The organism is Streptomyces sp. NPDC034670 (assembly GCF_055574875.1).
In genome coordinates, this window is record NZ_JBVITR010000050.1 from 44,813 (window position 1) to 57,445 (window position 12,633).

Sequence of the window (12,633 nt, forward strand, 5' to 3'; positions counted from 1 at the left end):
AAGACACCCAAAACCTCCCCACCCCCCCCCCCCCCCCCCCCCCCCCCGCCCCCCCCCCCCCCCCCCCCTCCCCCCCACCCCCCCCCCCCCCCCCCCCCCCCCCCGGGCGGCGGGCGGGTCCCCCGCCCACCGCCCGGCGCGTCCGGTCCGGACCGGTGTCAGACCCGGGTGACGTCCAGCGCCCCCTCGGCGTACTGCCGGCGCAGCACCTTCTTGTCGAACTTGCCCACGCTCGTCTTCGGCACCGACTCGATCACCGTCCAGCGCTCCGGGAGCTGCCACCTGGCGATCCCGCCCTCCTCCTGGAGGAAGGCGCGCAGGGTGGCGAAGTCGGCGGTGGCGCCCTCCTTGAGGACGACCGTGGCCAGCGGGCGCTCGCCCCACTTGTCGTCCGGGACGGCGACGACGGCGGCCTCGGCGACGTCCGGGTGGGCCATCAGCGCGTTCTCCAGCTCGACGGAGGAGATCCACTCGCCGCCGGACTTGATGACGTCCTTGGCCCGGTCGGTCAGGGTGAGGAAGCCGTCGGGGCTGATGATGCCGACGTCACCGGTCTTGAGCCAGCCGTCCTCGCTGAACTTGTCGGCGGGGCGCAGGGGTTCGGCGTCGGGGCCGTTGTAGTAGGCGCCCGCGATCCACGGACCGCGCACCTCCAGCTCGCCCGCCGACTCGCCGTCCCAGGGGAGGCGTTCGCCGCCGGGGCCGGTGAGGCGGGCCTCGACGCCGGCCGGGAAGCGGCCCTGGGTCAGGCGGTAGGCGAACTCCTCCTCGGTGCCCACCGCGTGGGCCGGCGGCCGGGCGACGGTGCCGAGCGGGGAGGTCTCCGTCATGCCCCAGGCGTGGCAGACCCGCATGCCGAGCGCGTCGAACGCCTCCATCAGGGAGGGCGGGCAGGCCGAGCCGCCGATGGTGACCTGGGTGAGGGCGGAGACGTCCCGCGGCCTGGCGGTCAGCTCGGCGAGCAGGCCCTGCCAGATGGTGGGGACGGCGGCGGCGTGCGTCGGCTTCTCGCTCTCGATCATCTCGGCGAGCGGCGCGGGCTGCAGGAAGCGGTCGGGCATCAGCATGTTGACGCCGGTCATGAAGGTGGCGTGCGGCAGGCCCCAGGCGTTGACGTGGAACTGCGGCACCACGACCAGCGAGGTGTCCTCGTCGGTCAGGCCCATCGACTGGGCCATGTTGACCTGCATGGAGTGCAGGTAGATCGAGCGGTGGCTGTAGACCACGCCCTTGGGGTCGCCGGTGGTGCCGGAGGTGTAGCACATGGCGGCGGCGGCCCGCTCGTCCAGCTCCGGCCAGTCGTACGCGGTCGGCTTCCCGGCGATCAGGTCCTCGTACTCGTGCACCTGCGCGGCGGCGTCCGCCAGCACGGAACGGTCCCCGGGGCCGGAGACGACCACGTGCTCGACGGTCTTCAGGTGCGGCAGCAGCGGGGCGAGCAGCGGGATCAGCGAACCGTTGACCAGGACCACCCGGTCGGCGGCGTGGTTGACGACCCACGCGAGCTGCTCGGGCGGGAGGCGGAGGTTCAGGGTGTGCAGGACGGCGCCCATGGAGGGGATCGCGAAGTACGCCTCCACGTGCTCGGCGTTGTTCCACATGAGGGTGGCGACCCGGTCGTCGCCGGCGACGCCGAGGTCCTCGCGCAGGGCGTGCGCCAGCTGGGCCGCGCGGGCACCGATCTCCGCGTAGGTGCGGCGGTGCGGCCCGCCCTCGCCGGTCCAGGTGGTCACCCGTGAGGTCCCGTGGATCGTCGACCCGTGGTTGAGGATCCTCGAGATCAGCAGCGGTACGTCCTGCATGGTGCTCAGCACGGCGTCCTCCTGGGCGACATTGCCTGCGCGGCGGTAAGGGTTGCGCTGATTCTGCGCACATACCACGCGGTATGTCACTAGGGGAGCGGTGATCGATCACACCCCGGGGCGGGACGTTTCCCCTCAGGACCGCACGAATCCCAGTTCGGGGTCGTCGCGCAGCTTGCCCAGCGCCCGCGACACGGCCGACTTCACCGTGCCCACCGACACCCCGAGCACCTCGGCCGTCTGCACCTCGCTCAGGTCCTCGTAGTACCGCAGGACGACCATCGCCCGCTGCCGCGCGGGCAGCCTCATGACCGCCCGCCACATCGCGTCGCGCAGCGCCTGCAGCTCGGCGGGGTCGTCGCCGGGCACCGGGTCCGGCTCGGGCAGCTCGTCGCAGGCGAACTCGTCCACCTTGCGCTTGCGCCACTGCGAGGTCCGCGTGTTCAGCAGGGCCCGGCGCACGTAACCGTCGAGCGCGCGGTGGTCCTCGATGCGCTCCCAGGCGACGTACGTCTTGGCGAGCGCGGTCTGCAGCAGGTCCTCCGCGTCGCTCGGGTTCCCGGTCAGCGACCGGGCGGTCCGCAGGAGCACCGGCTGACGGGCCCTCACGTACGACGAGAACGACGGGTACGGGAGGGTCTGCGTCGCGGGAGCGGCGGCGTTCGAGGCGCTGGTGCAGACGGGTGTGGTCATGGCCCAACGCTATGAGCGGGGACATGTCCGGCGGATCGGCCGCAGGTCCCGAAGCCGGGTCCCCCTCAGGTTGTAGGGATGGGGCCCGCCCCACCTCCTGTAGGTGGAGGAGAGGGGGCGGGGTACTGCGGGTTCGCCCCTGGGGGCGGCCCCGGAGGGGGCACGGGCACCCCCGGGCCGGCGCCGCCCCGCACCCGGCTCCGCCGGCCTCCCCGCCCCCGCGGGAACGCCTGCGCGGCGGTGCCGGAGCACCGCCGCGCAGACGCCTTGCACCCCACGAAGCACACCCCCGGGCCGACGGCCCGCTCAGCTCACCACAGCGGGGAGAAGGTGACGGCCACGTTGTCGTTGCCCTGGTTGACGGCCGTGAACGCCGAGCCGTCGACCTGGGCGGTGTTGCTCTGGTTCGCGGCGCCGGAGCCGATGGCCTGCTGCTGCGTGGTCGCCGAGTTGCCGGAGTTGTCGCCGCCGACCCCGCTGCCGAGGACACCCGCGTCGGCGCTGGCGGCCGTCGCGTTCGCCCCGTCGTCCGCGAGGGCGCCGTCGTCCGCCGCCGCGACGCCGGTGAAGAGGGCGGCCGCGAGCGGAAGAGCGGAGACGGCGGCGATGACGCGGGCGGTACGGATGCTTGCCATGTCGTGTTCCCTCCTGAGAACGAAGAACGCACCGGCTCGTGGCCACCGGTGCGTGCGGTACGGCTGTCACCGGGGGTTCGGCCGGTCCACCCGGTGCCGTGCACGACGTCGCGGGATCAGAGTTGCCCACCGCGTCCCCGTGAGCCACCTCGTGGGGCGCTCTTCGCACGGAAGCGTGACGACCCGCCGATAAACCCCCGCACGCCCCCTCGCGTCCCGGCGCGACCGCACAGGGACGGCGTCGGCCCGGGCCCCCAAGAGGCGAAGCGTTCCGGCACTTTCTCCGCCCGCCCCGCCACCCCCGGCGCGCCGTTCCCCTCCTCTTCCCTTCACCGAACGCACGTACGAGCATGGAAGCATGGCCACCACCGATCGGCAGGCCACGACACCGGCCCTCGCCCACGCCCTGTCGGCCGCCGAGCGCGGCCTGGCCGTCATCCCCCTGTCCCGGACGAAGCTCCCGGCCCTGCGCTCCCCGCACCGCGACGACCCCGGACCCGCCCCCTGCCGCGGCGAGTGCGGCCGCTTCGGCCACGGCGTCCACGACGCCTCCGCCGACCCCGCCCGCGTCCGCGAGCTGTTCGCCGCCGCGCCCCGCGCCACCGGCTACGGCATCGCCTGCGGACTGCCCCCGCACCACCTCATCGGCATCGACCTGGACACGAAGGCCGGTACGGACCCCTGCGCCGCCCTGCGCGAACTGGCCCTGCGTCACCTGTTCACGATCCCCACCACGGTGGTCGTCCTGACCCCGAGCGGCGGCCGCCACCTGTGGCTGAGCGGTCCGCCGGACGTCGTCGTCCCCAACTCCGCGAGCCGCCTCGCCCCCGGCGTCGACGTCCGGGGCGCCGGCGGCTACCTCGTCGGCCCCGGCTCCCGTGCCGGCCGCGGCGCGTACGCCACCGCCCCGGGCACCGCGCGGCTGCCCCCGGCACCCTGCCCGCCCGCCCTCCTGCGCCTGCTCCTCCCGCCGCCCCGCGCGCACCGCCCGGTGCCCCCGTCGGCCGGCGGACACGGCCGCGGACTGGTCCGGTTCGTCCTCGCGGCGCCCGAGGGCCGGCGCAACACCCGCCTGTTCTGGGCGGCCTGCCGCGCCTACGAGAACGGCGTCGGCCCCGCCCTCGCGGACCGCCTGGCCGACGCGGCCCGCAGCACCGGCCTGTCCGAGCGCGAGGCCCGCGCGACCATCGCGTCGGCGGCACGGATCACGGGGCACCGGCCCTGACCGCCCCGCTCCCCCGCTCCCCTCCCGCCCCGCGAAAACCGGAAGACCCCGGCGCGCCACCGCCTTAGGGTGCCGACCATGGCACCCGTACCCGCACCCGCCCCCATGACCCGGATCGGGCTGCTGCGCTGGCAGTTCGACCTGACCTGGGCGCTGTTCGAGTACCACCTCGAGCGGCTGGAGCCGGAGGACTTCCTGTGGGAACCCGCGGCCCACTGCTGGACGGTGCGCCGGTCCCCGGAGGGCACCCGGGTACCGGACTGGGCGGAGACCGAGCCCGACCCCGTCCCCGTGCCCACCGTCGCCTGGGTGAGCTGGCACATCGGCTGGTGGTGGAGCACGGCCCTCGACCACGCGCGGGGGCGCCGCCCCCGGGAGCGGACCGACGTCGCCTGGCCCGGCGAGGGCGCGCCGGCCGTGCGGTGGCTGCGCGGACTGCGCACGGAGTGGCTCGCGGTCCTGGACGGCCTCACCGACGCCGACCTGGACACCACGGCCCCGTTCCCCCGGCCGGACGATCCGGCGCACACCGTGGCCCACATGCTCGCCTGGGTGAACGCCGAGCTGATGAAGAACGTCACGGAGATCGGCCACCTGCGCCTGCTGCGGGCGGCGTCGTAGCACCGGACCGGCCGTGTCGCGGGGCCCGGGGTGACGGTGGCGCGGGATGATGCACACGTACGGGGTGACGTCAGACCGGACGCCACCACACGTACGGGTGAGCGTCGGGTCAGGTCGCCCGGGTACGGAGCCGCTGTCCGGGCGTCCGCGGGGAGCCGGGCCCGCTGACCGCCCGGGAAGCGAAAAAGCCTGGTGGCGGGGGCCCTGCGGAGAGGGGTAGCCGTCGCGGGAGGCGTTTTCGGTCACCTTCCACCAGCGACGTGCGCGTGTCTGCACCGCCCCAAACGTCCTGATTGTTCAGAATGTTGCCCACTGCCCCAGTTGAAACTATGAAGTTTCGTTGCCGAGGAGCATGACATGCAGGTTCGCAGGTGGCTCCCAGACCAGCCCACTCGTATCGGCCGGCACGACTGGCCGGACGAGGGGGACAACGGAACGCACATGCGACTGCGGGCCGGCTCCATCGTGGTACTGGACCGGCAGGCGTGGCGGATCCTGGAGATCAACGGCTACCCGAGCGACCGGTGGCCGGACTCCTACGAGAAGGCGTGGCGCGACCACGTGGAGCTGTGGTGGCACGCCAACGAACTGCGGCGGACCAACAACCAGACGGTCAAACCGGCTCCCGAGCGGGCCGACTTCTACAAGCGCCCGGTGGTGCTGGTGCTGCGCAACGAGAACCTGCCCCGCTCCACGCCGAAGCACTGGTGCGCTCCCGCCAGCCACGACTGGCGGGTCCTCCCCGAGCACTACGCCGTCTGCCGCGCCTGCGGCGAGCTGCCGCCCTGTCACCACGGGGAGTACCGCTGGGAGGGCGGCCCCCGCTGGCCGGAGCAGAACGGCGGCATCCCGCTCATGGTGCCGGAGGGCTGCTGCATGGGGTGCGCCGAGCCGATCAGGCCGCGGGTGCGGACCGTGCGCTTCCCGGGGCCGAACCTCTGGTACCCCGACCTGGGGGAGGACACGGCCGTCTTCCACGCCCGCGCCTCCTGCGCCGACCAGGTCGACTGCTACCGCATGCAGTGGCAGACCGAGTACCACCCGCGCCCCGCCGCCCGCCCCGCCACCCTCGCGTTCCCGGGCTTCGAGCACTTCGTCCTCCCCCGGACGCGTCACGCCCCGGACGTGCCCGCGCACGACGCGCGGACCTCCCGGGACCCGCAGCCCGTGCAGTCCGTGCAGCCTCCGCAGTCCCCACAGCCCGCGCAGCCCGCGTCGTCGCGGCCGGGGGAGGAGGAATGCGCCTCCGTGACCGGTGACTTCGGCGCCTTCTGCGCCCCGTTCGACGGGCACCGGCAGGAGACCGGCACCGGCGGACCGGCCGGCGGCACGCCGGCGCCGGCCGCGCCCGAGCCGGCGCACCGGCCGGCCCCCGCGACGGGCCCGGTGGCGCCGGACTCCCCTCCCGCGGCCGAGGCGCCCGCTCCCGCCACCCCTGCCGCCGAGAGCGTCGGGTCGGCCCTCCGGTCGGCCCGGGAACTGGACCTGGCCCTGTCGGAGGGCCCGGCCTTCCACAACGCGGAGCAGGCGGCCCGGGTGATCGAGGAACTCACCGCCGCGGTCCGGAACATCGCGCTCTGCCTGAACAACCCGGCCGCCCGCGAACGCTCCTGACCCGAGGACCCCGGCGGCCGCGGCGACGGGGACGGTGGCGGTGGCGTCCGAGGCGCCGGCCCCGGCCGTCTCCCCGCCGGTGCCCGACGGCGCGGCGAACACGGTGGCGGGCGGCGCCGCGGTCGACGTCCGCGCGGCCACGTCCGAGCGCGACCGCTTCCACCGCTAGGCCGTGCCGCTGCCCCGCCGGTCACGCCCCGTGTACTGACCCGCCACCATCACGGCGAGGCCGGCCAGCAGGAGCCCGCTGCCCGTCAAGGTCCCCAGCTGCCGGATGCCGACACCGCCGATCACCAGCCCGAAGACCACCTGACAGCCCAGGCCGAAGGCGGCCACCAACTGGCCCCAGCCGTAGAGGCGGACGCGGCGGACGTGACGCCGGTTCCAGGGGAGCACCCAGCCACGGGCGACCGCCGCTGCGCCCGAGGCCGCGAAGAGCAACGCCACCAGCAAAGAAGGCGCGGCGAGGTAGAGCAGCACGATTCCCCCTCCCGGCGCGCCGGGACCCACGCCGGACGCCGCCGTGATCATGACACTCACCGCACTCCGCGTCCACACGCTTCCGCGGCCCACGGCCCTCCCGGGCCGCCGGACGCCCCGGCCGTGCCGAGGACGCCCCGCTCCGCCGAGAACCCGGGCCGCCCCCGTCTCCCGGCACCGTGCGCCACCGGCGGGTCCGGACGGCCCATTCCCCCTAGCCCGGAGAGACTCTGACCTGCGCATTTGACTATCCAAGGCTCATCCGCTCGCCCACGCTGGCCAGAGGTTGGCCGCAGGGGTGCTGCCCACACGTCGGATAGCCGTTCCGACGCCCGCCTGATCCTCCGCGCATTTGCGGAGGATCAGTTGTACGCCCTCTACGTGCTCGCGCTGGTCCTGGGGATGCGGCGGGGTGAGCTGCTGGGGCTACGCTGGCGCAGGTTGCTTGGCTCTTGGTATGGCCGCATGCACTGGCGGGCCGATCTAATGATCAGCACGCTTGTAGACACTAAAGCGCTTATTCCTGGATACGCGCTGCCTGGCCCTCACTAGCATCAGGCCGCATGAGCCTCAGTGAACGGCGACGTATCGAGTTGCTGGAGTGGGTGGAAGAGCAGCTTCGTGCCTCCGGCTCTGGAGCGGTCGATGCCAAGACATGGGCCAAGCGCAACGGCGTTGCAGACCTGGAACTGCGGACTCTGGTGGACGGTCTGAAGACTGATGGGTTCTTGAAGGACGCCGGGGTTGAGCACAACTGGTGGACCACATGGGCTGCTATCGGCGGGTCGGTCGGTACGGATGCTCGCGGCTGGCGGGTCTCACTTGCCCCTGCTGGCGTAGCGGAGCTACAGGGCATCCGGACGAGACGTTCGAATCGCTTGAAACGCAACGTCCACGTAAGGGGCGTGATCTTGCAGTGGCTCTACGAGCGTGAGGATGAGCCGGTTCGATCCCTCACCGAGATGATCAATGACCCCGAGGTGCACTTCTGCGGAGAGAGGCTGACGAGGGACGAGATACGCCGGGCTTTTGTGTACCTCAGCGAGGAGTCCATGGTTGGAGGAAGAATCGCTGTGGATGGGGACGTATTGATCCCAAGCCTCACGGCCCGAGGGATCAAGTGCGCAGAGAGTGGGGCGAACGTGACCGACTTCGTCAGTCGTCAGCAGAGCGGCGGGAACATCTATCACACGTATCTGCCCAATGCTCAGGGCGTCATCGTAGGCGAGCAGCAGAACTTCACTCAGAACAACAATGCAGGCGTCGATCCGAGCGAGTTTGTCCGGTTCGCCGGCTACCTCGGGCAGGTGAGCGCGACGCTTGGCTTGGAGGACTCCGAGAGGATCGAGTTGGAGCAGGCGGCTCAGGACTTGCATGCCGCAGCCACATCCGCATCTCCCGAACCCGGCCATCTGCGGGCTCTGACAACCCGCGTCCTTGATGGCCTGGCCAACGCCACAGGGACGGTCGCTGGGCAGATAGCTCTCCAGATGGGGCAAAGCGCCCTTGGTTCCCTGGGCTGACGGGTTGCGCCCTTAGGTCCTGTCCGGCGGATCATGTGAATTTCTATGTCGCGGGTCCTGATGGGGCGGTCTGTCGGGCGCGGACCGCGTCGCTGGACGAACCGGAGCTCAACAAGGTGACCGATGACCTACGGCAGTTCCTCGAGCTGCTGGAGCTCTCCCTGACACGGTTCATCGCCGGCGGTGAGGCGGGAAACCCGTAACCGCACGCACCCAGCGCCCATGGTGTTAGGCGCTATCAGCCGTCTACTCTGCGGCGGAAGCTACGCTCGCCGAGCCTCCTGCCGTGTCTTCCACTCAGGCCGTGCCCCATCCATGCCCGACCGGACGGAAGCCACGGGGAACACCGGGCAGCCTCGGAGTGCGAACATGAGAACGGCCCCGACCAAACACACAGGTCGGGGCCGTTCCCACTGCTCTCAGCGCGGAGGCGGTGGGATTTGAACCCACGGTGACATCGCTGCCACGACGGTTTTCAAGACCGTTCCCTTCGGCCGCTCGGGCACACCTCCCCGCGCCGGCCGGTGATCGGCGGCGCGGGGACCAGGGTAACGGGTCCGGTGCCCGCGGGTGGGGTCAGCTGTCGCCGACGCGGGAGCCCAGGGTGAGTTCCACGGTGTGCTCCTTGCCGCCGCGTTCGTAGGTGATCGTGACCTCGTCGCCCGGCTTGTGGGTCCAGATCTCGCCGATCAGGGTCGGGCCGGAGTCGATCACCCGGTCGTCGAGCTTGGTGATGACGTCACCGGGCTTCAGGCCGGCCTTGTCCGCGGGGCCGCCGGCCTCGACGGCGTCGGCGCCGGCGGCGCCCTGCTCGGTGATCTTCGCGCCGCCCGACGTCTCCTCCAGGGAGACCGACGCGCCGATCTTGGCGTACACCGGCTTGCCCGTCCTGATCAGTTCCTGGGCGACGAACTTGGCCTGGTTGATCGGGATGGCGAAGCCCAGGCCGATCGAACCGGCCTGTCCCGTGCCGAAGCCGCCGTTGCCGGTGGACTGGATCGCGGAGTTGATGCCGATGACGTTGCCCTGCGCGTCCAGCAGCGGCCCGCCGGAGTTGCCCGGGTTGATGGACGCGTCGGTCTGCAGGGCGCTCATGTACGACGCCTGGCTGCCGGCGCCGTCGCTGGAGGCCACCGGGCGGTTCTTCGCGCTGATGATGCCCGTCGTCACCGTGTCGGACAGGCCGAAGGGCGCGCCGATCGCGATCGTCGAGTCGCCGACGGCCACCTCGTCGGAGTTGCCGAGGGGGAGCGGCTTCAGGTCCGAGGGGGCGTTCTCGAGCTTGATGACCGCGACGTCGTAGCCCTGGGCACGGCCGATCACCTCGGCGTCGTACTTCTCGCCGTTCGGGAAGGTCGCCGAGAGCCGGCCGCCCTCGGCGGCGTCCGCCACCACGTGGTTGTTGGTGACGATGTGGCCCTGGGTGTCGAAGACGAAGCCCGTGCCGGTGCCGCCCTCGCCGCTGCTGCTCTCGGCCTCGATGGTGACCGTGCTGGGCAGCGCCTTGGCGACCACGGCGGCGACCGTGCCCGGCTCGCGCTTGAGGTCCCCGCCGCTGGACGACGCCGAGACGGTCGTCGATCCGCGGGAGTCGTTCTCCCTGGCCAGGGTGTAGCCGAGGCCGCCGCCCGCGCCGCCCGCGATCAGCGCGGCGGCCAGGAGCCCGGCGATCAGGCGGCCGCGTCCGCCGCCCTTCTTCGGCGCCGGCTGCTGGTGGGGGGAGCCCCAGCCGCCGGCACCGTACCCGGCGCCGCCGCCACCGTAGGCCGGGGGCGTCGAGGGCGGCGGCCAGGAGGCGTCGGGAGGGGACGGGGGCCCCGCGGGGCCCCCGGAGGCGGGCGCGCCGTGGCCGGGGCCGTGCTCGGGCGAGCCGTGGCCGGCCTGCGGGCCGTTCTGCGGCACCGGGGAGCCGGGGGCGCTCGGCGGAACAGGGGGCATGGGGGTCGTCGAGGCGGTCCCGTCCGGAGCGGGGGGCTCCTGGCGCGCCGAAGCAGCGGGAGCATCCACCGGCATGGGCGGTGCGGACGGGGCCGGGGGTACCGCAGTGCCCTCGTTCTCGGTGCTCACAGCTTCTCTCCTCGATCCACGGCTGTTGTTCTCGGTCCCACGCGGTCCCGCACGGTCACGGTCGCGCGTGCCCGCTCACGCTCGTCGGGAGCCCGGCGCGACGCAGCTGTGCGTGTCTCTTTGTATGACGTCAGCTTTTCCCACGGGCCGTCAGGGCACCGTAAGCCGTTCCTGTGGGTTCGGAGTCATTCTTTATATAGGTCATTACTAACAAAAGGAGCCCGCCTCGATGCCTCCGCCCGGATCTCCGCACCAGCCGTGCCCCTCCCGTCGCACGGATACCCGCGCGCGGTGGCACCATGACGCGGTGACCCACGCACGACAGCACCCGACCCAGGTCGTCGCACACCGCGGGGCCTCCGAGGACGCCCCCGAGCACACCCTGGCCGCGTACCGCAAGGCGATCGAGGACGGTGCGGACGCGCTCGAGTGCGATGTGCGCCTGACCGCCGACGGACACCTGGTCTGCGTCCACGACCGTCGTGTCAACCGTACGTCCAACGGCCGCGGTGCGGTCTCGGCACTGGAGCTCTCCGACCTGGCCGCCCTGGACTTCGGCTCCTGGAAGACCCGCACCCCCTTCGGGGGCCGCACCGAGGAGCCCGACTGGGAGCACCGCCCCGAGGACCGGGAGGCCACCTCCGTCCTCACCCTGGAGCGGCTGCTGGAGCTGGTCCTCGACGCCGGGCGCCGGGTGGAGCTGGCGATCGAGACCAAGCACCCCACGCGGTGGGCGGGGCAGGTGGAGGAGCGGCTGCTGCTCCTGCTCAAGCGGTTCGGGCTGGACGCCCCGGCCACGCCCGAGGAGTCCCCGGTGCGCGTCATGAGCTTCTCCGCGCGTTCGCTGCACCGCGTGCGCGCCGCGTCGCCGACGCTGCCGACGGTCCACCTCACCCAGTTCGTCTCGCCCCGGCTGCGCGACGGGCGGCTGCCCCCGGGCGTGCGGATCGCGGGGCCCTCCCTCCGGATCGTGCGCAGCCACCCCGCGTACATCGAGCGCCTGAGGGAGGCCGGCCACCAGGTGCACGTGTGGACCGTGAACGACCCCCGGGACGTGGAGCTCTGCGTCGGCCTCGGGGTGGACGCCATCATCACCAACCGCCCCCGCGCGGTGCTCGATCAGCTCGGCCGCTGACCCGCGCGCCGCCCGGCGGGCCCGCCCCGTCCCTCGGCCGCGCCGGCGGGGCCCGGCCGCGCCCTCACGGGGAGTGCTCCGGCGCGTTCGGTGCGTGTGCGGCCGTCCGCGTGCGTCACCGCACGGGAATCGGCCGGTTTCCCGTTCGGGCCCGTGGGGCATCCACACCGTGGCGTGGGGCGAAGGAGGTCTCGGGGGTGGCGTTGGTGGTGGCACAGGAGGTGCCCACGTCGTCGAGCATGGCCGTACCCCACGGCCCTGCGGGCGTGGGGGAGGCGCGGCGCCGGATGCGCGCGCAGCTGCGCGACGGCGGCGTGGCGGAGGCGGTCGTCGACGACGCCGTACTGATCCTTTCCGAACTGCTGAGCAACGCGTGCAGACACGGCCGGCCCCTCGGCGACGCCCTGGCCGGGGACGGTGACGTCCGTGCCGCCTGGTGGGTGGATCCGTGCGGCCGGCTCGTCGTCGAGGTCACGGACGGCGGCGGCCCGACCCGGCCGGCGCCCGCCACCCCGTCGGTCACCGCGCACGGCGGCCGGGGGCTGAACATCGTCACCGCGCTGGCCGACGACTGGGGCGTGCGCGACGAGGTGCCCGGCGAGGTCACCGTGTGGGTCGTCGTCCACCGCGACGTGCACGACCCGGACGCCGGCCGTCACCGGCGCGACGACTTCGCCGCGCGGGTGACGGCCCCCGCGGTGTCCCGGATGCCCGGGCTGGACTTCGCGGACGCCTTCGACGACCTGGACTGACAGTGAGGATGTGTGGTGGCTTCTCCGGGTGGGTCTGACTCATGGACTGACCGACGCCGTCTGGCTGTCCTCAAGGGGATTCGTCG

Annotated in this window: 12 protein-coding genes and 1 tRNA gene; 7 read left to right on the forward strand and 6 right to left on the reverse strand. The window is 72.8% G+C overall.

Translation table 11 applies throughout. The annotated features are described in order from the left end of the window. Positions 1 to 158: 158 nt before the first annotated feature. The 3 genes from ACZ56B_RS26775 to ACZ56B_RS26785 all read right to left on the reverse strand — a co-directional run bounded on the left by ACZ56B_RS26775 (position 159) and on the right by ACZ56B_RS26785 (position 3,130). Positions 159 to 1,814, reverse strand: a complete 1,656-nt coding sequence (locus ACZ56B_RS26775; protein WP_468795752.1) for a long-chain fatty acid--CoA ligase — start codon at positions 1,812 to 1,814, stop codon at positions 159 to 161. 123 nt (positions 1,815 to 1,937) lie between these two features. Next, entirely contained in the window at positions 1,938 to 2,495 is a 558-nt protein-coding gene (locus ACZ56B_RS26780; protein ID WP_468795755.1) for a SigE family RNA polymerase sigma factor, read from the reverse strand. A gap of 311 nt (positions 2,496 to 2,806) precedes the next feature. After that, positions 2,807 to 3,130, reverse strand: a complete 324-nt coding sequence (locus ACZ56B_RS26785; protein ID WP_468795758.1) for a hypothetical protein — start codon at positions 3,128 to 3,130, stop codon at positions 2,807 to 2,809. 358 nt (positions 3,131 to 3,488) lie between these two features. On the opposite strand from ACZ56B_RS26785, the gene ACZ56B_RS26790 reads away from it, so the two are divergent. The 4 genes from ACZ56B_RS26790 to ACZ56B_RS26805 all read left to right on the forward strand — a co-directional run bounded on the left by ACZ56B_RS26790 (position 3,489) and on the right by ACZ56B_RS26805 (position 6,759). Next, positions 3,489 to 4,355, forward strand: coding sequence for a bifunctional DNA primase/polymerase (locus ACZ56B_RS26790; protein WP_468795761.1), 867 nt, complete (start codon positions 3,489 to 3,491; stop codon positions 4,353 to 4,355). Between the two features lie 78 nt (positions 4,356 to 4,433). Further along, positions 4,434 to 4,976, forward strand: coding sequence for a DinB family protein (locus ACZ56B_RS26795; RefSeq protein WP_468795764.1), 543 nt, complete (start codon positions 4,434 to 4,436; stop codon positions 4,974 to 4,976). Between the two features lie 357 nt (positions 4,977 to 5,333). Further along, the gene (locus tag ACZ56B_RS26800; RefSeq protein ID WP_468795767.1) at positions 5,334 to 6,590 is read left to right on the forward strand and encodes a hypothetical protein; all 1,257 of its coding nucleotides are present in this window, start codon (positions 5,334 to 5,336) and stop codon (positions 6,588 to 6,590) included. A gap of 40 nt (positions 6,591 to 6,630) precedes the next feature. Beyond that, positions 6,631 to 6,759: a hypothetical protein gene (locus ACZ56B_RS26805; RefSeq protein WP_468795770.1), complete on the forward strand. Its 129-nt coding sequence runs from the start codon at positions 6,631 to 6,633 to the stop codon at positions 6,757 to 6,759. Here the strand turns inward: ACZ56B_RS26805 and ACZ56B_RS26810 are convergent. Then, entirely contained in the window at positions 6,756 to 7,121 is a 366-nt protein-coding gene (locus ACZ56B_RS26810) for a hypothetical protein (RefSeq protein ID WP_468795800.1), read from the reverse strand. The two genes, ACZ56B_RS26805 and ACZ56B_RS26810, sit on opposite strands and share 4 nt — an antisense overlap. Before the next feature lie 512 nt (positions 7,122 to 7,633). Here ACZ56B_RS26810 and ACZ56B_RS26815 point away from each other — a divergent pair. Further along, on the forward strand, positions 7,634 to 8,593 hold the full coding sequence (locus tag ACZ56B_RS26815; protein WP_468795773.1) for a hypothetical protein: 960 nt from the start codon (positions 7,634 to 7,636) through the stop codon (positions 8,591 to 8,593). A gap of 425 nt (positions 8,594 to 9,018) precedes the next feature. On the opposite strand, the gene ACZ56B_RS26820 is transcribed toward ACZ56B_RS26815, so the two are convergent. Both ACZ56B_RS26820 and ACZ56B_RS26825 read right to left on the reverse strand, forming a co-directional pair. Next, positions 9,019 to 9,105 (reverse strand) — tRNA-Ser (locus tag ACZ56B_RS26820). Positions 9,106 to 9,169: 64 nt separating this feature from the next. Continuing rightward, positions 9,170 to 10,660, reverse strand: a complete 1,491-nt coding sequence (locus ACZ56B_RS26825) for a S1C family serine protease (protein WP_468795776.1) — start codon at positions 10,658 to 10,660, stop codon at positions 9,170 to 9,172. 307 nt (positions 10,661 to 10,967) lie between these two features. On the opposite strand from ACZ56B_RS26825, the gene ACZ56B_RS26830 reads away from it, so the two are divergent. Together ACZ56B_RS26830 and ACZ56B_RS26835 are read left to right on the forward strand one after the other, a co-directional pair. Next, entirely contained in the window at positions 10,968 to 11,795 is an 828-nt protein-coding gene (locus ACZ56B_RS26830) for a glycerophosphodiester phosphodiesterase (protein ID WP_468795779.1), read from the forward strand. Between the two features lie 110 nt (positions 11,796 to 11,905). Then, a complete protein-coding gene (locus ACZ56B_RS26835) occupies positions 11,906 to 12,547 on the forward strand; it encodes an ATP-binding protein (RefSeq protein ID WP_468795782.1) in 642 nt (213 codons plus the stop codon). Positions 12,548 to 12,633 lie beyond the last annotated feature (86 nt).

What these genes read in the sequence shown, in the direction of transcription:
- ACZ56B_RS26780 (WP_468795755.1), bottom strand. Translation starts at nt 2,495, where the DNA reads ATGACCACACCCGTCTGCACCAGCGCCTCGAACGCCGCCGCTCCCGCG.
- ACZ56B_RS26785 (WP_468795758.1), bottom strand. Translation starts at nt 3,130, where the DNA reads ATGGCAAGCATCCGTACCGCCCGCGTCATCGCCGCCGTCTCCGCTCTT.
- ACZ56B_RS26790 (WP_468795761.1), top strand. Translation starts at nt 3,489, where the DNA reads ATGGCCACCACCGATCGGCAGGCCACGACACCGGCCCTCGCCCACGCC.
- ACZ56B_RS26795 (WP_468795764.1), top strand. Translation starts at nt 4,434, where the DNA reads ATGGCACCCGTACCCGCACCCGCCCCCATGACCCGGATCGGGCTGCTG.
- ACZ56B_RS26800 (WP_468795767.1), top strand. Translation starts at nt 5,334, where the DNA reads ATGCAGGTTCGCAGGTGGCTCCCAGACCAGCCCACTCGTATCGGCCGG.
- ACZ56B_RS26810 (WP_468795800.1), bottom strand. Translation starts at nt 7,121, where the DNA reads ATGATCACGGCGGCGTCCGGCGTGGGTCCCGGCGCGCCGGGAGGGGGA.
- ACZ56B_RS26815 (WP_468795773.1), top strand. Translation starts at nt 7,634, where the DNA reads ATGAGCCTCAGTGAACGGCGACGTATCGAGTTGCTGGAGTGGGTGGAA.